We start from the raw sequence: 23527 nt of genomic DNA on the forward strand, positions 1-23527 counted from the left end.
GCATGAGCGGAGAAGGATCGGGGACATGACGACGACAACACGCCGCAAGGTAGGGATCGCCGGCGCGATCGTCGGAGCGGCGTCGGCGGGTGTCGCTGCGGCGACCCTGGCCAAGCGGTACGCGGTGGGCCGGATCAGGCTGCGTCCTGACCCCGAGGCCAGCGAGCCGTTCGGCGAGCTCCGCGGCAGGGAGCACACGCTGGTCACCTCCGACGGGGTCGCGCTGCACGTGGAGGTCGACGGGCCAGAAGACGCCGCGCTGACCGTGGTCCTGTGTCACGGCTACTGCCTGAACCTGGAGTCGTGGCACTACCAGCGCAGGGACCTGCGCGAGAACGTCCGCATGGTGCTGTGGGACCAGCGCTCGCACGGCCGCTCGCAGCGCGTCAGCGCCGAGGACAGCACGATCGACCGGCTGGGCGACGACCTGGCCGAGGTGATCGAGCGGTTCGTGCCCGGCCCGTGCGTGCTCGTCGGGCACTCGATGGGCGGCATGACCATCATGGCGCTGGCCGACCGGCGTCCCGAGCTGTTCGGCGACAAGATCCGCGGCGTGGGCCTGATCGCCACCTCGGCGGGCAAGCTGGCCGAGCTCACGCTGGGCCTGCCCGCGATGGTGTCGAAGGTCGTGCACAAGGTCGCCCCAGGCACGGTGTCGATGCTCGGCAAGCGGGGCGCGCTGATCGACCGCACCCGCCACGCGGGCAGCGACATCGCCTTCCTGATCACCCGCTACATCGGCTTCGGCGACTCCAAGAACGTCAGCCCGACGCTGGTCGACTTCGCCGAGTCGATGATCCGCGCGACGCCCACCGAGGTGTTCGCCGACTTCTACCCCGCGCTGATGAACCACGACAAGCTCTCGGCGCTGCACGTGCTCGACCCGGTGCCCACCGAGATCCTGGTCGGCGAGAAAGACTGGCTGACGCCGCCCGAGCACAGCAAGGCCATGGCGGCCGCGCTGCCCAAGGCGCAGCTCACCGAGGTGCCCGACACCTCGCACCTGATCCAGCTCGAACGTCCCGGCGTGGTCAACGACGTGCTGCGGGACCTGATCAAGAGGGTGGGGCTTTCGTGAGGCTCGCCACCGCCGACGACATGCGTGCCTACGGCGCGCGCCTGGCCGCGCTGCTGCGCCCCGGCGACCTGCTCGTGCTGTCCGGCCCGCTGGGCGCGGGCAAGACCACGCTGGTGCAGGGCATCGCCGAAGGGCTCAAGGTGCGCGGGCCGATCACCTCGCCCACGTTCGTGATCGCCCGGGTGCACCCGTCGCTGACGCAGGGGCCGTCGCTGGTCCACGTCGACGCCTACCGGCTGGGCGGCGACCTGGAGGTCGACGACCTCGACCTCGACGCCTCGCTGGAGGAGTCGGTGACCGTGGTCGAGTGGGGCGAAGGGCTGGTCGAAGGGCTCGCCGACGACCGCCTGGAGATCCACATCGACCGCGAGACGGGCGACGACGCCCGCGTGGTGACCCTGCGCGGGGTGGGCGGCCGATGGGCCGACACGCCGTCTGAACCGCTGGAAGAGTAAAACCGCCGGTATCTCCGGGCAATGCTGGCACCCTTGACGTACCGGGCCGATCGTGTAAATCATGATCATTGGCTTGGGATTCGCCCAGATTTTCTGGGTATCAGGAGGGGCGACATCCACAATTTTGGTGGATGCTTGGGTGCAGGACGGCAAAGTGGGGTGCGGCGGTGCTCAGGGTCAGGCGAGTCGCGTACGCGGGTGCCATCGTCATGGTCGGTCTCACCGGCTGCACCGCTTCGGCGGAAACCACACCGCCGGACGGGTCGGCCACACCGTCCGCCAGCCCGTCAGGCACATCCACACCCAGCCCGTCCGGCACGGGCGGCCCGACCCCCAGCGTCTCCGCGACGCGGCCGACCATCAGGGTCGAGGTCAATCCTGACAGCGTGAACGCGGGCGCGATCTCCCGCGTGTGGATCCTGGCCAACTGCCCGGTGCCCGGCGGCGGGCCCGCGCACAGCGGCACGGCCACGTCCAAGGCGTTCATCAACGGCGTCCGGCTCGACCCGGTGCCCTCGGGCGGCACCACGCCCACCCCGACCGGCAACGGGGTCGGCACGTCGCCCTGGGTGCGCGGCGAGGCGCAGGTCTCCGGCACCGTGCCGCGCGGCAACTACCAGGTGGACGTCAAGTGCGACGGCACCAACGACATCGGCCGCGCGGTGCTCAGGGTCACCAGGGCCGAGCCCGAGCCGACCAGCAGGCCGACCAAGGTGCCCACCAAGGCGCCCAGAGCGGGCGGCGGCGGCACCTACGGCATGGCCGAGGACGAGGGCTCCTCGATCCCGTTCGGCCCGGCCGGCGTGCTGATCGGGCTCGCCGTGGCCGGCGGCATCGGGCTGATCATCGTGCGGCGCAGCCGGTCCTGACCATGGCACGACCAGGACGGGTGGTGCTGGCCGGCGCCGCCACCGGGCTACTGCTCGTGGCCTTCGGCAAGACCATGCAGAACTCCACCCCGGCCGCGGCCTCCGTGGTGCCCAAGAGCATCGACATCCCGTCGATCGACGTCGAGGCGCCGCTGATGAAGCTCGGGCTGACCAAGTCGGGCGAGGTCGAGCTGCCGCCGTACGAGAAGCCGAAGGTGGCCGGCTGGTACACCGGCAGCGCCGTGCCCGGCGAGAAGGGCGCGTCGGTGATCATCGGGCACGTCGACACCAAGACCGCCCCGGCCGTCTTCTACAAGCTCAGGCAGTTACGCAAGGGCCAGACCGTCAAGGTCGAACGCAGCGACGGCAAGGTCGTCGAGTACAAGGTCGACGCCGTCGAGCAGGTGTCCAAGCACGACTTCCCGGCCCAGCGCGTCTACGTCGAGGACGGGCTCAAGCTCGTCACCTGCGGCGGCAAGTTCGACTACGCCAAGGGCGAGTACGAGGACAACGTCATCGTCTACGCCTCCAAGGCCTGACAAAACCGGTTGCGCACGTCGGCACGATGGATGGCATGACCCAGGAGAGCAGTCCGCCCGCGGGCGGGGTACGCGTGCCGTGGCAGGAGGTGCATCCGGCCGTCCGCGAGCGGGTGGCGGAGTTCCTCGGCTCGGCCGTGACCGAGGCCGTCACCCAGACCGGCGGTTTCTCGCCGGCCGCCGCGGTCCGGCTGCGCACCGCCGACGGCCGCCGGGCGTTCGTGAAGTCGGTCGGCCCCGAGCCGAATCCCGAGTCCGCGCCCATCTACCGGTCCGAGGCGAAGATCGCCGCCGCGCTGCCCGCCTCCGCGCCCGCGCCCAGGTTGCTGACCAGCTTCGAGGTCGAGGGCTGGGTGACCCTGGTCTTCGAGGACGTCGAGGGCGACCACCCCGAGCTGCCGTGGCGGCGCGAGCAGCTCGACCTGGTCATGCGGGCGCTCGACCGGATGGCCGCGGCGCTCACCCCGTCGCCCGTCGACGCCCCGACGATCGGCGAGACGTTCGACGGGGCCTTTCGCGGCTGGCGCAACCTGCTCGGCGAGGACACCGCCGGGCTCGACCCGTGGGCGCTGCGCCACCTGGGCGAGCTGGCCGAGCTGGAGTCCGGCTGGGCGAAGGCGGCGGCCGGCGACACGCTCGTGCACGCCGACCTGCGGGCCGACAACCTGCTGCTGCGCGACGGCCACGTGTACGTCGTCGACTGGCCGTGGGCCTCGCTCGGCGCGGCCTGGTTCGACCGGGTGGCCATGCTGCCCTCGGTGCGCATGCAGGGCGGCCCGCCGCCGCACGAGCTGCTGCCCGACCCCGATCCGGCGATCACCGCCGTGGTCGCCGCGGTCACCGGCTACCTGGTGCGCCAGGCGCGTCAGCCCGATCCGCCCGGACTGCCGACGCTGCGGGCCTTCCAGCGGGCCCAGGGCGTGGTCGCGCTGGAATGGCTGAGACAACGCACCGGCTGGGCGTGATCCCGGGGAGGCATCGGCCCGAGCGGGCGGCGGTGCTCGTCCGGCGTGGGTAGGCTAAGCAGTCGTGCTGGTCCTGGCCTTTGATACCGCGACGCCCGCCGTCACCGCCGCCCTCCACGACGGGGAGCGGGTGCTCGCCGAGTCGACGACGATCGACGCCCGCCGCCACGGTGAGCTGCTGGCGCCCACCATCGAACGCGTGCTGAGCGAGTCCGGCGCGACCCTGCGCGATGTGAGCGCCATCGTCGCGGGCAGCGGCCCCGGCCCCTACACCGGCCTGCGCGTCGGGCTGATGACCGCCCAGGGGCTGGCCACCACCCTCGGCGTGCCCGCCTACGGCATGTGCACGCTCGACGCGGTGGCCTACGGCAGCGGCCGCACCGAGCCGTTCCTGGTGGCCACCGACGCGCGGCGCAAAGAGGTGTTCTGGGCCCGTTACGCCGACCTGCGCACCAGGACCGGCGGGCCCGCCGTCGATCGACCGGCCGAGGTGCCGGTCGACGGGCTGCCGGTGATCGGCGCGGGCGCGGCGCTTTACGCGGAAATACTCGGGCAGCCGGCCCCGGAGGAGTCCGGCCCCGAGGCCGTCCGCGTGCTCGGGCCCAACGGCGCTCCCGCCTACCCGTACGCCGGGTTCATGGCCGCGCTGGCGGCCGAGCGGCTGGCGGCGGGCGCCCCGCTCGACCTGCCCAGGCCGATCTACCTGCGCCGCCCCGACGCGGTGGTGCCAGGAGCGCCCAAGCGGGTGACGGCGTGAAGATCAGGCGGATGACCGAGGCCGATCTGCCGGTGGTCATGGAGATCGAGCGGCTCACGTTCCCGCTCGACGCCTGGAGCGAGGGCATGATGCGCGGCGAGCTGGCCGACCAGCCGCGCACCAGACACTACGTGGTGGCCGAGCTCGACGGCGTGATCGTGGCCTACGCCGGCCTGGCCGTCGCCGCCGACCAGGCGGACGTGCAGACCATCGCGGTGCTCGAAGCGCACCAGGGCACCGGCATCGGCAGCGCGATGCTCACCGAGCTGCTGGCCGAGGCGGGCAGGCGGGGCGCGCGGGAGATCTTCCTGGAGGTCCGGGCCGACAACCCGCGGGCGCGCGCCGTCTACCAGCACTTCGGCTTCGAGGACATCGGCACCCGCCGCCGCTACTACGACGACGGCACCGACGCGATCATGATGAGAAGGAGCCTTGATGGCTGACGAACCCCTGGTCCTGGGCATCGAGACGTCCTGCGACGAGACGGGCATCGGCATCGTCAGGGGCCACACGCTGCTGGCCAACACGATCGCGTCCAGCATGGAGGAGCACGCCCGCTACGGCGGCGTGGTGCCCGAGGTCGCCTCGCGCGCCCACCTGGAGGCCATGACCCCCACGGTCGAGGCCGCGCTGGCCGAGTCCGGGCTGAGGTTCTCCGACATCGACGCCATCGCCGTCACCGCCGGTCCAGGGCTGGCCGGCGCGCTGCTGGTGGGCGTGGCCGCGGCCAAGTCGTACGCGCTCGGCCTCGGCGTGCCGCTCTACGGCGTCAACCACCTGGCCGCGCACGTCGCGGTCGACCAGCTCGAACACGGGCCGCTGCCCAAGCCGTGCATCGCCATGCTGGTCTCCGGCGGCCACTCCTCGCTGCTGCTGGTGCCCGACGTGGCGCAAGACGTCATCTCGCTCGGCTCCACCGTCGACGATGCGGCCGGCGAGGCGTTCGACAAGGTCGCGCGGGTGCTCGGGCTGCCGTTCCCGGGCGGCCCGCACATCGACAGGGCCGCCCGCGAGGGCTCGGGCTCGGCCGTCGCGTTCCCGCGCGGCAAGCTCGACGACGGCACGCTCGACTTCTCCTTCTCCGGGCTGAAGACCGCGGTGGCGCGCTGGGTGGAGGCCCGCGAGGCCGCCGGCCAGTCGATCCACGTGCCCGACGTGGCCGCCTCCTTCCAGGAGGCCGTGGTCGACGTGCTGACCCGCAAGGCCCTGCAGGCGTGCAAGAAGTACGACGTGCACGACCTGCTGATCGGCGGCGGCGTGGCGGCCAACTCCCGGCTGCGCGCCCTGGCCCAGGAACGCTGCGACGCGGCCGGGGTGCGGCTGCGCGTGCCCAGGCCGGGGCTGTGCACCGACAACGGCGCCATGGTCGCCGCACTCGGCTCGAACCTGGTCGCGGCCGGGGTCACGCCGTCCACGCTGGAGATCCCGGCCGACTCGTCGATGCCGATCACCACCGTGCACGTGTGAGTCAGGCCAGCGTGGTCACACCCTCGCGGTAGGTCGGGTAGGCCGGGCTCCAGCCCAGCTCGCGCTTGGCCTTCTCGCTGCTGACGCGGATCGTGGTGCCGGCCATGAGCGCGTGCAGGTAGGCCATGGGCCGCAGCGTCCAGGCCGGCACCGTGATCGGCGCGGGCGCGCCGGCCGCTCTGGCCAGCGCCCTGACCCAGGTGTCGAAGGCCACCGGCTCGTCGTCGGCCACGTTGTACGCCCCCCGCCCCCTGCTCAGCGCGGCCACCGCGGCCGAGGCGGCGTCGTGGACGTGCACCAGCGACACGACGCCCGCAGGCCGGACCGCGGGCAGCAGCCGTTTCCTGGCCAGGTCCATGAGCCGCCTGGTGGACGGCTCCGGGCCGTAGAACATGCCGTAGCGCAGCGCCACGCCCTCGATGCCCGGGCTGTTCAGCGCCAGGTCCTCGTTGGCCCGCATCGACCTCATGTGCACGTCGTAGCCGCCCTTGGCGCGCTGGACGAACGGCCGCTCCTCGGTGACCAGGCCGGGGCCGTGGTCGCGGTAGCCGTAGCCGAGGAAGAACGACTGGGTGACGAAGCGCCGCGCGCCGAGCAGCCCGGCCGCCTGGACCAGGTTCGCGGTGCCCTGGTCGCGCAGCGCGTCGGTGGCGTACAGGTCGCGGTGGAACAGCGGCATCGAGGTGATCGCGGTCGCCTGGTGCATGACCGCGTCGGCCTCCTGGCCCTTGAGCGCGTCGAGCAGGGCCCGGCGGTCCATCAGGTCGGCGAGCACGGCCTGCGCGCCCGCCTGGGCGAGCTTCGCCGCGCCCGCGGGCGAGCGCGTGATGCCCAGCACCTCGTGCCCCGCGGCGAGCAATTGGCCGACCAGCTCCGTGCCCAGCGTTCCTGTGGCTCCCGCCAGCAGCACCCTCACGCCTGCCGCCTCCTCCGCCGCACGGCACGCAGCCGGTACGCCAGCCCGGCGGCGGCCAGCAGCGAGAACAGGGCGAGCTGCCACCAGTCGGAGTCACGGCCGCCCAGGTGCCGGTCGAGCAGGTGGTTGACGGCGTGGAAGCTGTTGGTGAAGACGAACCCGGCCAGGACGACCGCGATCACGTCTCGCCACCACAGCGCGAACAACATCATCAGGCCGATGCCGATCTGGAAGACGCCGGCGTCGTGCAGGAAATGCTCATGGTTGGGCCAGTTGGCCCAGTCGGCGAAACTCGCCGGGTCGATGCGCATCCACACGCCGGTGATCAGCATCGTCGCGGCCGACACCACGACTGTGATCTTGATGAACATGTTCGGGCTCTCCGTCCTCATCGTCGGACTTGCTGAGACACGGACGGCCGTGCTGCCGCGGATGTGACAAGGCCGGCTGTGAAGTGGCGCACACCCCTTCGCAGCCGGCCCTTGTTCCCGACGGGCTACTCCTTGGCACGCGAGGGCCGCAGCAGGGCCTCAGCCAGCGCCAGCATGGTCTCCTCGAGCGCGGCGAGCCGCTTGGTGAGGTCTTCGGTGGCCGGCTGCACGATGCCGCCCAGCGCCTCGCTCAGCTCCTCACGGTCGGGACGGGCCCGCACCAGCTCGGTGAGCGCGGTCTCGGCGGCGGTCAGCCGCTCGGCGTGGTCGCTGCCCTGCGAACGCAGCAGCTCGCCGATGCGCTCGGAGATGGCCAGGGTGGCCGGGAGCTGGCCGATGCGCTGGTTGACCGCCTCGACCCGGTCGTCGACGGATTCGAGCTGCTCGGCGGCCCGCTCGGCCTTGGCGCTCAGGCCGCCGAGCTGGGTGTCGAAGCGGCCGGCCAGGTGCTCTTCCGCCTCGCCCAGCCGCTCGTCCAGCGACTCGAAGTGGTTGTCGAGGTTGTTGAACCTGGCCTCGTTGCGGTTGGCGGACGCGGTGAGCTGCTGGCCGGTGGCGGCCACCCGCTCGTCGAGCGCGGCGCTGTGGGTGTCGAGGGTGTCGAAGCGCTCGTCGTGGCGGCTCAGGTGGCTCTCCACGCCGCCCATCCGCTGGTCGACCGTGCCGAGCCGGCCGTCGACGGACGTCAGCCGCTGGTCGACGGTGCCGAGCCGGTCGTCGACCGAGGTCAGGCGCTTGTCGACGCCGTTCATCCGGCCGTCGAGGCCGTCGAGCCTGGTGTCGATGTCGGCCAGGCATTCGTCGGCGGTCTCGATGTGGCCGTCGACGCTGGTGAGCTTGGCGTCGACGGCGATCAGCCGGCCGTCGACCCGGTCGATGCGGCTGTCGACGCCGTCGAGGCGGCCGGCCAGGCGCTGCTCGGCGTCGTCGAGCCTGGTGGTCAGCAGCTCGTCGCTCTCGGTCAGGCGGGCGGTGAGGCGCTCGTCGGTCTCGGCCAGACGGGCGGTCAGGCGCTCGTCGGTCTCGGCCAGGCGGCCGGTGAGACGTTCGTCGGTCTCGGCCAGGCGGGTGGTGAGGCGGTCGTCGGTCTCGTCGAGCCTGGCGGTCAGGCGCTCGCCGGACTCGGTCAGGCGGGCGGCCAGGTGCTGGTCGCTCTCGTCGAGCCGGGCGGACAGGCGCTGCTCGGCCGCCTCGACCTTGCCGCTCATCTGCTCGGCCGCGCCGGCCAGCCGCTCGTCGAGGCCGCCGGACAGGTCGCTGACCACCGACTCGACCCGGTCGGTGCGCGCGGTCAGGTCGGCCAGCGACTTGTCGAGCCTGGTGAAGCGGCTCGCTGCGGCCTCCATGCTGGAGTTGAGCACGGTCAGCTTGGCCGCGAAGTCGGACATGCCGCTGGTGATGCCGTCGGTGGTGTCGAGCACGGTCTGCAGGCGTTTGAGCGCTTCTTCGACGCTCTCGCCGACCGTGCTCAGGTCGGCCCAGAGGCTCGGCAGCTCGTCGACGGGCGTGACCCGCTTGCCCACCGACTCGACCCGGGCGTCGATGGCGCCGATCTGCTCGCCCACGGCGTCGACGTGGTCGCGCACCGCCTCGACGTGCTGGGCCAGGCCCTCGGCCCACATCGGCGGTTTGGCGGCGATCTCGTCGAGCCGCCCGTTCACGCTCTCCAGCGTGCCGGACAGACCGCCCAGCTCACGTTCGCGTACCTCGCGGAGCAGCCACTCCATGCCTTCGAGCCGCTGGCGGATCTCGTCGAGCACGGCCCCCTGCGTGCGCTGCTCGTACACGTGGTCCTGGGCGGCACGCGCGAGCAGGTCTCGCATCCTCTCCGAGACGGCGCTGTGGCCGTTCGGTTGCAGAAGGGTGTGGTTGGAATGGTCCACCGATAGCTCCTTCGACTCGCCGACGGTCTGCCGCGCAGCGGTGGGGATAGGTCCGGTTTGCAAATGAAAGAGCGAGAACGCGGCTAACCGCTGAAGGGGGGAGAACTCCCGCCCGTTCACCTTAGCCTCTTGATCATGGTCCGTCAGCGGCGATTTGAAAGATCGCGATTGACGGGAAAATGACCGGATTTGCTCTTCAGGCTGGTGAGAGCGGGTGGCAGATGAGAACCGATGGTTTATCGAGAATGCGAGTCAAGATGACGACTGCGGAGTTGTCACCGGAAAGTCGCAGATCTGTGCGCAGGCGTTCGATGTCGAGCGCGGAGCCGCGCTTCTTGATGGTGACATTGCCGACTTGTCGCTCTCGGAGTGCTGAGCGGAGCTTTTTCAGGGAGAAAGGGAGAACGTCCGCTATTTCATAGCGAGTGGCCCACGGGGTGTCCACCGCGTCGTCGCCGGTGATGTAGGCGATCATCGGGTCGGCCAGCCGGCCGCCGACCAGCTCGGCCACCTCGCCGACCAGGTGGGCCCGGATGGCGGCGCCGTCGGGCTCGTAGACGTAGCGGCCGACCGGCCCCACCGGCGCCTGCGCCCCGGTGGCGGTCAGCGTGTGGCCGCCGGGCAGCAGGGTGGCGCGGCGCGCGATGCTCTCACCCGGCAGGGGCGTGGCGCCCGTGCCCGTCCAGATCGTCGCCTCCTTGACCTCCCCCTTGTACGACACCCACTCGGCCTCCGCGCCCGCCGGGACGAACTCGTACGGGATGCCTGGCGCGACCTTGAGACAGGCCCGCCGTGCCCGCGCGACCAGGTCGAGCACCACCGGCCACGGCGGTGAGTAGGCCATCGGGTCGAACGTCCTGCCCCTGGCGCTCCTGCGGGCCGGGTCGGCGAACAGCACGTCGTAGTCCTCGGGCGGGACCGTCGCCGCGTCGGCCACCGTCACCGTGACCCGGTCGGACAGGCCGAGCGCGGCCGCGTTGGCCCGGGCGACGGCCACGGTCAGCGGGTCGAGGTCCACGGCGTGAACCGTGCACCCGGCCCTGGCCAGGGCGAGCAGGTCGCCACCGATCCCGCAGCAGGCGTCGGCGACGCGCGGGGCCGGATCCTCCGCCACGCCTTGCGCGTCTTCCCCGGCGCCTTGGGCGCCTTCCCCGGCGAGCAGGCGGCGGGCGCGGTGCTCGGCGACCTCCGACCTGGTGGACTGCTCCAGTCCGTGCGGGGTGAAGAACATGTGAGCGGCGTCGGCGCCGAACTTGACCCTGGCCCGCTCCCTGAGCCCGGCCTGGGTGAGCGCGGCCGAGGTGAGCGCGGCGTCGTAGCTCTTGCGCAGCCTGGTGGCGGCGGCGACGGGATCGGCGCCCACCAGTTCCCCGGCCTCCGCCAGCGCCTGCCGGCCTCGCGGGGTCAGCAGCTCTTGGAAGGCGTCGAGGTCCACGTCGTACGACGTTAGCGCCTCGCCGAAGAGCGGCCGCCAGGGGTCACGGGCTCAGCGAGGTGTCGCCCAGCGAGATCAGGAGCTTGCGCAGGAGCGCGGCGAGCGTGTCGCGGTCTTCGGCGGTGAGCGCGGACAGCAGGCGGCTCTCGTTGTCCAGGTGCCCTTCGAGCACCTCGTCGGTCACCCGCCGGCCCTCGTCGGTGAGCGCGACCAGGATCATCCGCCGGTTGCCCGGCGCCGGCCGCCGGGTGACCAGGCCGCGGTCGACCAGGTGGTCCATGCGGTTGGTGAGCGCGCCAGGGCTGACCATGGCCGCGGCCGACAGGTCCTTCATGCACATGGTGGCGCTCTCGCCGCTCCTGAGCAGGGTGGCGAGCATGTCGAACTCCCAGGCCTCCAGCCCCTGCGCGGCCAGGAACTCCTTCACGCCGCGTTCGAGCAGGCGTGAGGCGCGCGACACGCGGCCGACGACGCCCATGGGGGAGACGTCCACGCCGGGGCGGATGCGTTCCCACTGCTGGAATATCTCGTCCACCGCGTCGGTCATGCCGTCCACGTTACCAAAGCTTCGATGTTGAAATGTTGGTTCGGGTGCGCTAGCGTTCCTCGCGTCAAAATGTTCGATGTCGAAGTTTTTGAGGTGGGAACGATGAAGGTACTGGTGTTCGGCGCGACCGGTTACATCGGCGGCGTGGTGCGGGAACGGCTCGCGGAGCAGGGGCACGAGGTGGCGGCGTTCGTCAGGAGGCCGGCCGACGGCGGCGAACGGCTGCCCGACGTGGCGGACGAGCGGTACGGCGACCTGTCCGACCAGGCGAGCGTGGCCGCGGCGCTCACGGACGACGTCGACGCGATCGTGCACGCCGGCCAGCTCACCGGCGACAGGGAGCTGGACCTGGCCGTCATCGGCACGCTGGCGGGATCGGGCAAGAAGGTCGTCTACGTCAGCGGCGTCTGGGTGCTCGGCGCGACCCAGGACGGCGACGAGGACAGCCCGGCCGACCCGATCCCGCTGGTGGCCTACCGTCCCGAGGTGGAGCGCTTGGTGCTGGACGCCGGCGGCAGCGTGGTCAGGCCCGGCGTCGTGCACGGGCGCGGCGCGGGCATCCCGGCGATCCTGCGCGCCCAGGCCGCGCAGCGCGGCGTCGGCGTTTACGTGACCGCCGGCGGCGAGGCGCCGACCTGGACGTTCGTGCACGTGGAAGACTTGGCCGAGCTGATCGTGACCGTGGTGGAGAAGGGCGGGGCGAGCGTCTATCACGGGATCAGCGAGGTGCTGCCGGTCCCCGACGTGGCCGAGGCCGCCGCGAAGTCGGCCGGCGTGCGGGTGGCGGCCGAGCCGTGGCCGCTGGCCGAGGCGGCCCAGGTGTTCGGCGAGGGATTCGCGCAGGCGCTGGCGCTGAGCCAGCGGGTCGGGGCCGGGCGCACCCGCGAAGAGCTGGCCTGGCAGCCTAGCAGGGCGGGCATCCTCGACGACCTCGTGACGGGCTCTTACATCTGATCGCTCTGAGCAGACGCGTTCGTGTTGACTGTCAAGCCCCTCTTGCATATGTTTCCTGTTGGCACTCTCCCCTTGAGAGTGCCAACGTGCGACGAGGCAGGTCTGACACCCGCGACGGCAGGCCCCGCTGGTCGCCTCTTCTAGATCATTCAAATCTGAAGGGGAGGTCCGATCGTGACGACCGCCACCAAGGTTCCCGTTAAGCCGCTCGGCGACCGCATCGTGGTTCAGCCGCTTGAGGCCGAGCAGACGACCGCTTCCGGTCTCGTCATCCCTGACACCGCCAAGGAGAAGCCCCAGGAGGGGCGCGTCCTCGCGGTTGGCCCGGGCAACTGGGACGAGGACGGCGACAAGCGCATTCCGCTCGACGTCTCCGAGGGCGACATCGTCCTCTACAGCAAGTACGGCGGCACCGAGGTCAAGTACGGCGGCGAGGAGTACCTCGTGCTCTCCGCCCGCGACGTTCTCGCGATCATCGAGAAGTAAGCCGGTGTGTCGGGCCCCGGGCGCTCTCAGCAGCGGCCGGGGCTTTCGACGCTAGGAGAGGACTCTCAGCTAATGGCGAAAATCCTGGAGTTCAACGAGGACGCCCGCCGCGCTCTTGAGCGTGGCGTCAACGCCCTCGCGGACGCCGTGAAGGTAACCCTCGGCCCGCGCGGCCGCAACGTCGTCATCGACAAGAAGTTCGGTGCGCCGACGATCACGAACGACGGTGTCACCATCGCTCGTGAGATCGAGCTGGAGGAGCGCTACGAGAACCTCGGCGCCCAGCTCGCCAAGGAAGTTGCCACCAAGACCAACGACATCGCGGGCGACGGCACCACCACGGCGACCGTCCTGGCCCAGGCGATGGTCCGCGAGGGTCTGCGCAACGTGGCCGCCGGCGCCTCGCCGCTGTCGCTCAAGCGCGGCATCGACAAGGCCGCCAAGGAGATCAGCGACAAGCTGCTCGCCAGCGCCCGTGAGGTCGGCGACAAGAAGGAGATCGCCAACGTTGCGACGATCTCCGCGCAGGACGCCAAGATCGGCGAGCTGATCGCCGAGGCGTTCGACAAGGTGGGCAAGGACGGTGTCCTCACCGTCGAAGAGTCCAACGCCATGGGCATGGAGCTCGAGTTCACCGAGGGCATGCAGTTCGACAAGGGCTACCTGTCGGCCTACATGGTGACCGACCCCGAGCGCATGGAGGCCGTCCTGGAGGACGCCTACATCCTGCTCACCCAGGGCAAGGTCTCCTCCATCGCGGACTTCCTGCCGCTGCTGGAGAAGATCGCCCAGACCAAGAAGCCGCTGCTCGTGGTCGCCGAGGACGTCGAGGGCGAGGCCCTGGCCGTCCTGGTCACCAACAAGATCCGCGGCACCTTCACCTCCGTGGCCGTCAAGGCCCCGGGCTTCGGTGACCGCCGCAAGGCGATGCTGCAGGACATGGCCATCCTCACCGGCGGCCAGGTCGTCAGCGAGGAGGTCGGCCTCAAGCTCGAGCACGTCGGCCTCGAGGTGCTCGGCACCGCCCGCCGCGTGGTCGTCACCAAGGACGCCACCACCATCGTCGACGGCGCCGGCGACGCGCAGGCCATCGAGGACCGCGTCAAGGAGATCAAGATTGCCATCGAGCAGTCCGACTCCGACTGGGACCGCGAGAAGCTGCAGGAGCGCCTGGCCAAGCTCGCCGGCGGTGTGTGCGTGCTGCGCGTCGGCGCCGCCACCGAGGTGGAGCTGAAGGAGAAGAAGCACCGCCTCGAGGACGCGATCTCCGCGACGCGCGCCGCGATCGAGGAGGGCATCGTCTCCGGCGGTGGCTCGGCCCTGATCCACGTCGGCAAGGAGCTCGACGACCTCGGCCTGACCGGCGACGAGGCCACCGGTGTCGGCGTCGTGCGCCGCGCGCTGGTCGAGCCGGCCCGCTGGATCGCCGAGAACGCCGGCCTCGAGGGTTACGTCGTGACCCACAAGGTCGCGGAGCTGCAGGCCGGCCACGGCCTCAACGCCGCCACCGGCGAGTACGGCGACCTGATCGCCCAGGGCGTCATCGACCCGGTCAAGGTCACCCGCTCGGCCGTCCAGAACGCCGCTTCGATCGCGGGCATGCTGCTCACGACCGAGGCTCTCGTCGTGGACAAGCCCGAGGAGGAGGCCCCGGCCGCCGGCGGCGGTCACGGCCACGGCCACGGGCACTGATCACGCCTGGTTCACGCAGTACGACGGCCCGCACCTCTTCGGTGCGGGCCGTTTCGCGTTGCCGGCCCCTCCCGGAGCGCGGGCGGGCCGATGGGGTCAGGGGCCTGGGTCAGGTGGCGTAGGCGAGGACGTGGTCGTGGACGAGCCGCCCGACGTCCGGATCGCCGCGCCGGAAGGCCGCCACGATGGGCTCGTGCTCCGCGGCGTGCTCGTGCGGCTTCATCTGGAACAACCGGATCGACAGGTGCGTCCACACCTCGATGCCCAGCGACTCCCAGACCGACAGCAGCACGCCGTTGCCCGAGGCGGCGACGATCTCGCGGTGGAAGGCGACGGCGTGGCGGACCTGGTCCGGCTGCGAGCCCTCCTCGACGGCCCGGTCGAGCAGGGGGCGTGGGAGGCGTCGAGCGTGAGCACTTCGGAGTCGATCCGCGCTCGATCGCCGGCGCGGTGCTCAAGGCGATCGGCTGACCCCGCGGCCGGGGTTTCGGACGGGCGGAACCCGGCGGGGTTGGGTGTGTCCGGTATGCGCGGCGGCCGGGCGTAATGGGGGCGGGGGCCCGGCGGCTGGACGTTACTGGTGGGGCGAAAGTGCAGGAAGTCGTCGTTTATTGCAGTAAACCGGAAGTGCTGGTTAAGCGTCGGGGGTCTGACAATTGTCGCGCATATTGGGTTATGGGGTGAAACATTATGTCGACCGTTTAGCCTTAGTGTGGTCGCTCGATTACTGTTGGTTATCGTCGCTTCAATGTGACCAATCCGTAGCCGTTCGCCATGACGACAGGCCGGATCAGTGCGGGCATCATGCCTATCGTGAGCGAGGGAAGCGTCGCCGACGCCAAAATTGGGGTAAGGCTCGCGTCGAGACTTCCGGCACGGACGGATGACTCCGACCTAAGGGAACTGACGAGCCTCGCCGTGCAGGGAGATCGCAGTGCGATCGAATCCCTGCTCGGGGAGTTGCGTCCGATGGTGGTGCGGTATTGCCGCGCCCGGCTGGGCAGGGTTTCCGGGCAATATCACATTGCCGATGACGTTGCCCAGGAGGTGTGCATCGCGGTGTTGTCCGCGCTGCCCCGGTACCGTGACATGGGGCGGCCGTTCGCCTCGTTCGTGTTCGGGATCGCCTCGCACAAGGTGGCCGACGCGCTGCGCAGCTCGGTGCGCTCGGCCGTGCCCACCCAGGACCTGCCCGACGGGCCCGACGACGGCCCGGGGCCCGAGGAGACGGTGGTCCGCTACATCGAGGTGGAGCACGCCCGCAGGCTGCTGGCCAGGCTCCCCGACAACCAGCGCGAGTTGCTGCTGTTGCGGGTGGTGTCGGGCCTGTCGGCCGAGGAGACCGGTAATGTACTGGGCATGTCACCAGGTGCCGTTCGCGTCGCCCAGCATCGGGCGCTGGCCAGGCTGCGGCAGATGGCCGAGCTGGAGTCGGCTTGACGCCAGAGGAAGAGACCGACGCGCTCCTCGATGCGCTCGGTCGCGGAGAGCTGCCCGATCCCGGCGATCCCGCCGCGCGGCTGCTGGCCGCGCTGCACGATGACGTCGCCGAGCTCGATCAGCGGCGTTCCTCGGTGTCGATGACACCGTCGACGTAGCCTCTGGCGTACTCCCAGCTGACGTAGTCGGCCGGGTCAGGGTGGAAGGCCGGCTCGTGAACCTGCGGCTGGCCTTTCTCGATCATCTGGCGAAGGTTGCCGCGCAGCAGCTCCCAGTCGAAGAAGTGCTGCTCGCCGCATTCCGGGCAGTCGAGTACGAGGCCCAGCACCCCCTGCGGTTCCAGCAGGGAGCGAAAGACCTCGACGTCGGCCAGGTCGGTGATGGCCTCGTCGCGCTCGGCCGCGGTGAGCGGTTCGGCGTCGTCGAGTGCGCCCATCGCCGAGGAAGGGTCGTTCGGGTCGTCCGCGAACGGGTCGCGGGGGACGTCTTCCAGCACCTTCCCACCATATGACCGAAGCGGCCCCAGCGGTGGGTATTAGCTCAGCCAGCCGCGCCTGGCGGCCTCCACGCCGGCGTGGAAGCGCGACTGCGCGCCCAGCTCGGCCATCGCGTCGGCGAACCTGGCGCGCACCGTGCGCACCGAGACGCCGAGCTGCCTGGCGATCGAGTCGTCGCACATGCCCTGCGCCGCCAGCCGCAGCACCTGCACCATGCCGTCGCCGCGGCGGCCCCACGGCAGGGGCACGGCCCGGCCCCACAGCTCCAGGAACAGCGACCTGAGCACGCCCACCACGAGCGGCGTGCGGACCAGATAGAAGTTGTAGGCGTGGTCGGGCAGGTTGCCGCCCCAGGCGGCGGGCAGGCCCGCGGTGTCGGGGCCGGCGGCCATGAACCAGCTCGGCACCCGGTCGAGCGTGCGCACCTGACCCCCGGTCTCGATCAGCCGGCCGAGCTGGTCGCGCACTCCCGGTTGCGGCAGCGTGGAAACCGGAATGATCGCATGAACGGTCAGGAGTTTCCGTTTCTGCGCATCAATCCATGGGTCCGCAAATTTACGCACAAAGTCGGTCATGGTGCGTTCGTCGGGAACTGCGGTCAGTAACGTCATAGGCGGGGATTGCAGCGCTATGCCGACGACACTCTCGTAGAGCACGTCGGCCCCGCTCACCAGTTCGACGGTGAATGGCCCGTCCTGAAAATCGCGGCCGGCGTCATAGTCGCGGATCAGCCCGCGGATCGACCCGAGCGCGGAGTCGATCCTGCGGCTCTCCTCGGCCAGCCGCTCGAGCCGCCTGGCGATCACCTTGCCCAGCGCCGCCGCCGGATGCCTGGCCAGGTACTGGCCGGACTGCTCCTCGACCACGCCGAGTTTGACCAGGTCATCGAGCTGACGGCCGATGCTCTCGACCGAGCCGTTCATGGCCTGGGCCAGCTCCGTACGCGTGGCCCGGTGCAGACGCAGCACCGCGGCGTAGAGCGCGGTCTGGGCAGGATCGAGGCCCAGCGTCTCAAAAGGGTCGGCCACGGTACTGGGCTCATCACGCATATGGGCAGCTCCGTAGGGGGGACACGGGCGTGCCGTGAGAATAACCCGGCATCGCACGCTTGTCCGGGCGTTCACCGGACTGGCTCGCGAGATGTGCAGCTTCGTGCAGTTGCACGTTTTCACATTGCGATGTTCCGCTGAGTAACGCAGGCTTTACCTAGCGTCGGCATCCAGCAAGGGCGGCGGCACACTGAGCCATCAGGACGCGGAGGGGGGTTCGGTGGCGCCAGGCGTGTCACCCCCGGATGCCGGTGGCCGGGGGACGCGACGGAATCACCGACCGTCGCGTCCCCCGGCACTTTTCGTTGTCGTCCGGCAGACCGGCGGCAGCGGGACGATGCCGGGAGTACGACGGACCGTGGGGGTCATCGTCCTCCCGGCATCCGTTCGTTTTGGAGCCAGGCCCTAGACTTGTCGCCATCAGCGCAACGGCAGGAGGGGGCCGCAGCATGTCCAAGTTCACCGAGATGGGTTTGACCTTCGACGACGTGCTGTTGGTGCCCGGATATTCAGATCTGCAACCCGGCGACGCCGACACCCGCTCACGGCTGTCGCGCAACATCACGCTGTCCATCCCGCTGATGTCCGCGGCGATGGACACCGTCACCGAGGCCCGCATGGCCGTGGCCATGGCCAGGCAGGGCGGCATCGGCGTCCTGCACCGCAACCTGTCGGTCGAGGAGCAGGCCCAGCAGGTCGATCTGGTCAAGCGGTCCGAGGCCGGCATGGTGACCAACCCGGTCACCTGCAGCCCCGACGACACCCTGGCCGACGTCGAGCGGCTGTGCGGCACGTACCGGATCTCCGGCGTGCCCGTCACCGACGTGGCCGGCACGCTCGTCGGCATCGTGACCAACCGCGACATGCGCTTCGAGACCGACCAGTCGCGGCCCGTGCGCGAGGTCATGACCAAGATGCCGCTGGTCACCGCCCCGGTCGGGGTGTCGCGTGACGAGGCGTTCGCGCTGCTGCGGCAGAACAAGATCGAGAAGCTGCCGCTGGTCGACGCCGAGGGCAAGCTGCGCGGCCTGATCACGGTGAAAGACTTCACCAAGAGCGAGCAGTACCCCCTGTCCACCAAGGACGCCGACGGCCGCCTGGTCGTGGGCGCGGCCGTGGGCGTCGGCGGCGACGCGGAACTGCGGGCCAAGGCGCTGATCGAGGCCGGCGTCGACGTCGTCGTCGTCGACGTGGCGCACGGCCACTCCAAGGGCCTGGCCGAGATGATCGCCAAGGTCAAGGCGAACAGCAGGGTCGACGTCATCGGCGGCAACATCGCCACCAGGGCCGGCGCCCAGATGCTGGTCGACGCGGGCGCCGACGCCGTCAAGGTGGGCGTGGGCCCCGGCTCCATCTGCACCACCCGCGTCGTGGCCGGCGTCGGCGCGCCGCAGGTCACCGCGATCTACCAGGCGTCGCTGGCCTGCCGCCCGGCCGGGGTCCCGGTCATCGGCGACGGCGGCCTGCAGTACTCCGGCGACATCGTCAAGGCCATCGCGGCCGGCGCCGACACGGTCATGCTCGGCTCCCTGCTGGCCGGCTGCGAAGAGTCGCCCGGCGAGCTGATCTTCATCAACGGCAAGCAGTTCAAGTCGTACCGCGGCATGGGCTCGCTCGGCGCGGTGCGCAACCGCGAGCGCGGCGGCACCTCCTTCAGCAAGGACCGCTACGCGCAGGCCGAGGTCGGCGGCGAGGACAAGTACATCCCCGAGGGCATCGAGGGCCAGGTGCCCTACCGCGGCCCCGTCGCCGCCGTCGCGCACCAGCTCGTCGGCGGGCTGCGCCAGGGCATGTGGTACGCCGGCTGCCGGACGATCTCCCAGATGCACACCGACTGCGAGCTCATGCCGATCACGGCAGCGGGCCTCAAGGAGAGCCACCCCCACGACATCCAGATGACCGTGGAAGCTCCGAACTATCACAGAAGGTAAGAGTTCATGACTCAGCAGGTGGAGATCGGCCGGGGCAAGACCGGGCGCCGCGCCTACGCACTCGACGAGATCGGCCTCGTGCCCTCGCGGCGTACCCGTGACCCGGAGGAGGTCTCGATCTCCTGGCAGATCGACGCCTACCGCTTCGAGCTGCCCGTCGTGGTCGCCCCCATGGACAGCGTCGTCTCGCCCGCCACCGCCATCGAGATCGGGCGGCTCGGCGGTCTGGCCCCGCTCGACCTCGAAGGACTCTGGACCAGGTACGAAGACCCGCGGCCGCTGCTGGAGGAGTGCGCCCAGCTCGACACCGCGGCGGCCACCAAGCGGCTGCAGGAGATCTACGCGGCGCCGATCAAGGAAGAGCTGATCGGCCGCCGCATCGAGGAGATCCGGGCCTCCGGCGTCACCACCGCCGTCCGGCTGTCGCCGCAGCGCACCGTCCAGTACCACAAGGCGGTCATCGACGCGGGCGTCGACATCTTCGTCATCCGGGGCACCACGGTCTCGGCCGAGCACGTCTCCGGCCGGGCCGAGCCGCTGAACCTCAAGCAGTTCATCTACGAGCTCGACGTGCCCGTCATCGTGGGCGGCTGCGCCACCTACACCGCCGCGCTGCACCTCATGCGCACCGGCGCGGCCGGCGTGCTGGTCGGCTTCGGCGGCGGCGCCTCGCACACCACCCGCAACGTGCTCGGCGTGGCGGTGCCGATGGCCACGGCCATCTCCGACGTGGCCGCGGCCCGCCGCGACTACATGGACGAATCGGGCGGCCGCTACGTCCACGTGATCGCCGACGGCGGCATGGGCACCTCCGGCGACATCGCCAAGGCCATCGCCTGCGGCGCCGACGCGGTGATGGTCGGATCGCCGCTGGCCAGGGCCGTGGAGGCGCCGGGTCACGGGTTCCACTGGGGCTCCGAGGCGCACCACCCCGACCTGCCGCGCGGGCGCCGCGTGGCGTTCGGCACGGTGGGCACGCTGGAGCAGATCCTGCACGGCCCGTCCAGCGTGGCCGACGGGTCGATGAACCTGATGGGCGCGCTGAAGCGGACGATGGCCTCCACCGGCTACTCCGACATCAAGGAGTTCCAGCGGGTCGAGGTCGTGGTGGCCCCCATCCAGCGATGACGTAGGAGCGCCGGGGGCGGCGTCTTGGCCGCCCCTTGGCTCCGCCGCGGTCGTAACGGGGCCGTGGCCAGGGCAAACGTTCGGCATGGGATCCATCAGGCCCAGGTCCGGCTGATTCGTGGTCCGGCGTTACGCACCCGGCTGGCTGGTCGAGGCCGTGCGCCCGGCGCCGGCCGCCCCCGACTGGCCGCGGATGATCCGCACGTCCGTGTCGACGGTGGCGCCGATGGTGGCCGGGCTGCTCACCGGCAGGCTGGTGGCCGGGGTGGTGCCGTCCATGGGGGCGCTCAACGCCTCGATGTCCGACAAATCCGGCCCGTACCGGGTGCGGCTGCTCCGGATGGGTGCCGCGGCGCTGGCCGGAGCGACCGGGTTCCTGCTCGGCCGGCTGTTCGCGGGGCCCGGCTGGGGGCCGGTGCTCGTGCTGATGGCCGTCTCCGTGGTCGCCGCGCTGGTCAGCACGGCCGGCGACGTCGGCTCGGTCATCGGGCTGCAACTGCTCGTCGTCACCGTGCTCGGCCTCGGCATGCCGGTGCCGGTCAGCCCCTGGCCGGGCGCGCTGCTGTTCCTGGCCGGCGCGTCGTTCGCGCTGGTGCTGGCCATCGCCGCCTGGCCGGTACGGCCGCGAGCGCCGGAGAGCACGCTGGTCGCGGGTGTGTACCGGTCCCTGGCGCACCTCATGCAGTCACCGGACGAGGACCGGGTGCAGGCGTACCTGAACGCCGGGAAGGACGCCTATGACGCGGTGCTCAGCGCCCGGTCGTCCGCGCTGGGCCCGGACCTCAAGCGCAACCGCCTGGTCGCGCTGCTCCAGCAGGCCAGCCTGATCAAGAACGCGGTGCTCGCGCTGCGCCAGGAAGGCGTCAGGCCGCCCGGCGAGTACGCACTCCTGATGTCCAGGATCGCGCACTGCCTGGCCGGCGGTAAGGCCAGGCCGCACCTGCCGGAGACCGGCGACGACGACACCTCCAGCCTGCGGGCCCTGCGCAGCGCCGCCAAGGGCGCGGTCGAGCTGGTCACCGGGGCACGCGTCGAGGAGGGCCAGGTGATCCTGGAGCCGGCCGCGCGGCGGCACTGGATCGCCAAGGCGTGGGACCACGTCCGCTACGGCAACCTCACCCGCGTCTACACCACCCGCCTCACGCTCTGCATGGGCGTGGCGGGCACGGTCATGCAGGTCTCCGGGCTGCAACGCTCGTACTGGGTGCCGCTGACCGTGGCGCTGGTGCTCAAACCGGACTTCGGCTCGGTGTTCGCGCGGGCCGTGCAGCGCGGGGCGGGCACCGTGGCGGGCGCGCTGATCGGCTCGGTGCTGCTGGCCACGCTGCCCAAGGGGCCGGCCGTGCTGGTGCCGATGGCGCTGTTCGCGCTGCTCATGCCGTACGGGATGCAGCGCAACTGGGGGCTGATGGCGACGTTCCAGACGCCGCTGGTGGTGTTGCAGGTGGACCTGCTGGCCGGCGGTGACGCCGGGCTGGCCCTGGTCAGGCTGGCCGACACGCTGGTGGGCTGCGCGATCGTCCTGGTGCTGGGGTATCTGCCGTGGCCGAGCAGCTGGCACGCGCCGGTCGGGCCGCGGTTCGCCGACGCGGTGCGTGCCGTCGCCGATTACCTGCGCGGGGCGTTCGACGTACGCGAGCCCGACCGCGGACGGGCACGCAAGAGCGCCTACGACGCGGTGGCCGACCTGCGTACCGTGTTCCAGCGGGCGATCGCCGAGCCCCCGGCCGTGAGCAGGGCGGTCACCACCTGGTGGCCGGCGATCGTGGCGGCCAGACGGGTGATCGACGAGACCGCCGCGGCGGCGGCCCGGGCCGGGCACGGCGGCCACGTGCCGGCCCGCGACGACGTCGAAGCCGTGGTGCGCGCGCTGGAGACGATCGCCGACCGGTCCAAGGCCGGCCGCGAGCCGGGGGAGCTGGGCCGCCTGCCGGACGAGCCGCCGCTGGACCGGGTCGCCGAGGCGGTCGCGAGCCTGCGCGACGCCCTCCACGACCCGCTCGACGGAAAATGAGCCGAACGGAAAATGAGTCGACAGGCCGGCCGCCCCGGCGATGGGATGGGAGTTCCCACCTCCTTTACTGAAGGGCGGACATGCGCGCAGGCAAGATGCACGAGGGCGAGCCGGACATCGACGTGCCCCTCGTGCGGCGGCTCGTCGCCGAGCAGTTCCCGCAGTGGGCCGGGCTGCCCGCCGAGCGGGTCGACTCCTCCGGCACCGACAACGCCATGTTCCGGCTCGGCGACGACCTGGCCGTGCGCCTGCCCCGCATCGCCTGGGCGGTGGACGCCGTCGCGCTGGAGCAGCGATGGGTGCCGTGGCTGGCCCCGCGCCTGCCGGTGGAGCTGCCCGTCCCGGTGGGCCGCGGACGTCCTGGCGCGGGCTACGCATGGGACTGGACGGTCGTGCGCTGGCTCGACGGCGTCAACCCGGTCGCGGGCCACCTGGCGGAACCCGTCTCGCTGGCCAAGGAACTGGCCGGGTTCGTCGTCGCGCTGCGGGAGATCGACCCGGCCGACGGCCCGCCGGCCGGGCGCGGCGTGCCCCTGGCCGATCGCGACCAGCCCACGCGCGCGGCCATCGCCCAGTTGCGCGGGCTCGTCGACACCGACGCGGTGACGGCCGTCTGGGAGGCCGCGTTGCGCATCCCCGAGCGCGAGGGGCCGCCGGCCTGGATGCACGGCGACCTGTCGCCCGGCAACGTGCTGCTCGCCGGCGGCCGGCTCAGCGCCGTGATCGACTTCGGCGCGGCCGGGGTGGGCGACCCCAGCGTCGACCTGTTCCCGGCCTGGAACCTGCTGCCCGCCGCCGCCCGCGACGCCTTCCGCGAGGGCGTCGGCGCCGACGACGACGAGTGGGCGCGCGGCCGGGGCTGGGCGCTGTCGATCGCGCTCATCCAGCTCCCGTACTACCGCGAGACCAACCCCAGGCTGGCCGCCAGCGCCCGGCACGTGATCAGGGAGGTGCTGGCCGACCGGGGATTCGCGGCATAACCTCCCGGCGCGTG

Annotated in this window: 26 protein-coding genes; 17 read left to right on the forward strand and 9 right to left on the reverse strand. The window is 71.2% G+C overall.

From position 1 onward, the window contains the following. The first annotated feature begins 25 nt into the window (after nt 1-25). Together HII36_RS15390 and tsaE are read left to right on the forward strand one after the other, a co-directional pair. Entirely contained in the window at nt 26-1078 is a 1053-nt protein-coding gene (locus HII36_RS15390; protein ID WP_173523856.1) for an alpha/beta fold hydrolase, read from the forward strand. After that, nucleotides 1075-1533: a tRNA (adenosine(37)-N6)-threonylcarbamoyltransferase complex ATPase subunit type 1 TsaE gene (gene tsaE, locus HII36_RS15395; RefSeq protein ID WP_328807721.1), complete on the forward strand. Its 459-nt coding sequence runs from the start codon at nt 1075-1077 to the stop codon at nt 1531-1533. The genes HII36_RS15390 and tsaE overlap by 4 nt, the downstream gene beginning before the upstream one ends. A 100-nt stretch (nt 1534-1633) precedes the next feature. Here the strand turns inward: tsaE and HII36_RS15400 are convergent, their stop codons facing one another. Next, complete coding sequence (locus tag HII36_RS15400) at nt 1634-1909, reverse strand: hypothetical protein (RefSeq protein ID WP_173523857.1); 276 nt, start codon at nt 1907-1909, stop codon at nt 1634-1636. A gap of 10 nt (nt 1910-1919) precedes the next feature. Between HII36_RS15400 and HII36_RS15405 the strand changes: the two genes are divergently transcribed. The 6 genes from HII36_RS15405 to tsaD all read left to right on the forward strand — a co-directional run bounded on the left by HII36_RS15405 (nt 1920) and on the right by tsaD (nt 6130). Next, nucleotides 1920-2402 (forward strand): hypothetical protein, encoded by a 483-nt coding sequence (locus HII36_RS15405; protein ID WP_173523858.1) that lies wholly within the window; start codon nt 1920-1922, stop codon nt 2400-2402. 2 nt (nt 2403-2404) lie between these two features. Further along, nucleotides 2405-2941, forward strand: coding sequence for a class F sortase (locus HII36_RS15410; RefSeq protein ID WP_173523859.1), 537 nt, complete (start codon nt 2405-2407; stop codon nt 2939-2941). 35 nt (nt 2942-2976) lie between these two features. Continuing rightward, a complete protein-coding gene (locus HII36_RS15415) occupies nt 2977-3906 on the forward strand; it encodes a phosphotransferase (protein WP_173523860.1) in 930 nt (309 codons plus the stop codon). 64 nt (nt 3907-3970) lie between these two features. Then, nucleotides 3971-4663 carry a tRNA (adenosine(37)-N6)-threonylcarbamoyltransferase complex dimerization subunit type 1 TsaB gene (gene tsaB / locus HII36_RS15420; protein WP_173523861.1) on the forward strand — a complete coding sequence of 231 codons (693 nt, stop codon included), beginning with the start codon at nt 3971-3973 and terminating at the stop codon, nt 4661-4663. A gap of 11 nt (nt 4664-4674) precedes the next feature. Continuing rightward, complete coding sequence (gene rimI / locus HII36_RS15425; protein ID WP_173523862.1) at nt 4675-5106, forward strand: ribosomal protein S18-alanine N-acetyltransferase; 432 nt, start codon at nt 4675-4677, stop codon at nt 5104-5106. After that, a complete protein-coding gene (gene tsaD / locus HII36_RS15430; RefSeq protein ID WP_173523863.1) occupies nt 5099-6130 on the forward strand; it encodes a tRNA (adenosine(37)-N6)-threonylcarbamoyltransferase complex transferase subunit TsaD in 1032 nt (343 codons plus the stop codon). Before rimI ends, tsaD begins: the two co-directional genes overlap by 8 nt. 1 nt (nt 6131) lies before the next feature. Here tsaD and HII36_RS15435 read toward each other — a convergent pair whose 3' ends face one another. The 5 genes from HII36_RS15435 to HII36_RS15455 form a co-directional block, all read right to left on the reverse strand. Further along, nucleotides 6132-7046 carry an NAD-dependent epimerase/dehydratase family protein gene (locus HII36_RS15435; protein ID WP_173523864.1) on the reverse strand — a complete coding sequence of 305 codons (915 nt, stop codon included), beginning with the start codon at nt 7044-7046 and terminating at the stop codon, nt 6132-6134. Continuing rightward, complete coding sequence (locus HII36_RS15440; protein WP_217369551.1) at nt 7043-7417, reverse strand: hypothetical protein; 375 nt, start codon at nt 7415-7417, stop codon at nt 7043-7045. The genes HII36_RS15435 and HII36_RS15440 overlap by 4 nt, the downstream gene beginning before the upstream one ends. Before the next feature lie 125 nt (nt 7418-7542). Continuing rightward, nucleotides 7543-9360: a coiled-coil domain-containing protein gene (locus HII36_RS15445; RefSeq protein ID WP_173523866.1), complete on the reverse strand. Its 1818-nt coding sequence runs from the start codon at nt 9358-9360 to the stop codon at nt 7543-7545. 196 nt (nt 9361-9556) lie between these two features. Beyond that, nucleotides 9557-10795: a class I SAM-dependent methyltransferase gene (locus HII36_RS15450; RefSeq protein ID WP_173523867.1), complete on the reverse strand. Its 1239-nt coding sequence runs from the start codon at nt 10793-10795 to the stop codon at nt 9557-9559. A gap of 43 nt (nt 10796-10838) precedes the next feature. Next, nucleotides 10839-11342, reverse strand: a complete 504-nt coding sequence (locus tag HII36_RS15455) for a MarR family winged helix-turn-helix transcriptional regulator (RefSeq protein WP_173523868.1) — start codon at nt 11340-11342, stop codon at nt 10839-10841. 102 nt (nt 11343-11444) lie between these two features. Here HII36_RS15455 and HII36_RS15460 point away from each other — a divergent pair, with 102 nt between their 5' ends. From HII36_RS15460 to groL, 3 genes are all read left to right on the forward strand, one after another. Next, complete coding sequence (locus HII36_RS15460; RefSeq protein WP_173523869.1) at nt 11445-12296, forward strand: NAD-dependent epimerase/dehydratase family protein; 852 nt, start codon at nt 11445-11447, stop codon at nt 12294-12296. A gap of 174 nt (nt 12297-12470) precedes the next feature. Then, nucleotides 12471-12782 carry a co-chaperone GroES gene (gene groES, locus HII36_RS15465; protein WP_113700125.1) on the forward strand — a complete coding sequence of 104 codons (312 nt, stop codon included), beginning with the start codon at nt 12471-12473 and terminating at the stop codon, nt 12780-12782. A 72-nt stretch (nt 12783-12854) separates the two neighbouring features. Next, nucleotides 12855-14474: a chaperonin GroEL gene (gene groL / locus HII36_RS15470; protein ID WP_173523870.1), complete on the forward strand. Its 1620-nt coding sequence runs from the start codon at nt 12855-12857 to the stop codon at nt 14472-14474. Nucleotides 14475-14583: 109 nt separating this feature from the next. Here the strand turns inward: groL and HII36_RS15475 are convergent, their stop codons facing one another. After that, entirely contained in the window at nt 14584-14862 is a 279-nt protein-coding gene (locus HII36_RS15475) for an FCD domain-containing protein (RefSeq protein ID WP_173523901.1), read from the reverse strand. 416 nt (nt 14863-15278) lie between these two features. Here HII36_RS15475 and HII36_RS15480 point away from each other — a divergent pair, with 416 nt between their 5' ends. Both HII36_RS15480 and HII36_RS15485 read left to right on the forward strand, forming a co-directional pair. After that, nucleotides 15279-15914, forward strand: a complete 636-nt coding sequence (locus HII36_RS15480; protein WP_090930520.1) for a sigma-70 family RNA polymerase sigma factor — start codon at nt 15279-15281, stop codon at nt 15912-15914. Continuing rightward, nucleotides 15911-16072 (forward strand): hypothetical protein, encoded by a 162-nt coding sequence (locus HII36_RS15485; protein ID WP_173523871.1) that lies wholly within the window; start codon nt 15911-15913, stop codon nt 16070-16072. Before HII36_RS15480 ends, HII36_RS15485 begins: the two co-directional genes overlap by 4 nt. Here HII36_RS15485 and HII36_RS15490 read toward each other — a convergent pair. Both HII36_RS15490 and HII36_RS15495 read right to left on the reverse strand, forming a co-directional pair. Continuing rightward, complete coding sequence (locus HII36_RS15490; RefSeq protein WP_090930411.1) at nt 16033-16410, reverse strand: DUF5319 domain-containing protein; 378 nt, start codon at nt 16408-16410, stop codon at nt 16033-16035. The two genes, HII36_RS15485 and HII36_RS15490, sit on opposite strands and share 40 nt — an antisense overlap. 39 nt (nt 16411-16449) lie before the next feature. Further along, the gene (locus HII36_RS15495; RefSeq protein ID WP_328807722.1) at nt 16450-17439 is read right to left on the reverse strand and encodes a helix-turn-helix transcriptional regulator; all 990 of its coding nucleotides are present in this window, start codon (nt 17437-17439) and stop codon (nt 16450-16452) included. A gap of 470 nt (nt 17440-17909) precedes the next feature. Here HII36_RS15495 and guaB point away from each other — a divergent pair, with 470 nt between their 5' ends. From guaB to HII36_RS15515, 4 genes are all read left to right on the forward strand, one after another. Next, nucleotides 17910-19391: an IMP dehydrogenase gene (guaB, locus tag HII36_RS15500; RefSeq protein ID WP_173523873.1), complete on the forward strand. Its 1482-nt coding sequence runs from the start codon at nt 17910-17912 to the stop codon at nt 19389-19391. Between the two features lie 6 nt (nt 19392-19397). Next, nucleotides 19398-20519 (forward strand): GuaB3 family IMP dehydrogenase-related protein, encoded by a 1122-nt coding sequence (locus HII36_RS15505; protein WP_173523874.1) that lies wholly within the window; start codon nt 19398-19400, stop codon nt 20517-20519. Nucleotides 20520-20637: 118 nt separating this feature from the next. Further along, on the forward strand, nt 20638-22533 hold the full coding sequence (locus HII36_RS58650) for an FUSC family protein (protein WP_173523875.1): 1896 nt from the start codon (nt 20638-20640) through the stop codon (nt 22531-22533). 80 nt (nt 22534-22613) lie between these two features. Next, nucleotides 22614-23513: an aminoglycoside phosphotransferase family protein gene (locus tag HII36_RS15515; RefSeq protein WP_173523876.1), complete on the forward strand. Its 900-nt coding sequence runs from the start codon at nt 22614-22616 to the stop codon at nt 23511-23513. The last annotated feature ends 14 nt before the right edge of the window (nt 23514-23527 follow it).

The organism is Nonomuraea antri, assembly GCF_013283785.1.
Taxonomy (GTDB): Bacteria; Actinomycetota; Actinomycetes; order Streptosporangiales; family Streptosporangiaceae; genus Nonomuraea; species Nonomuraea antri.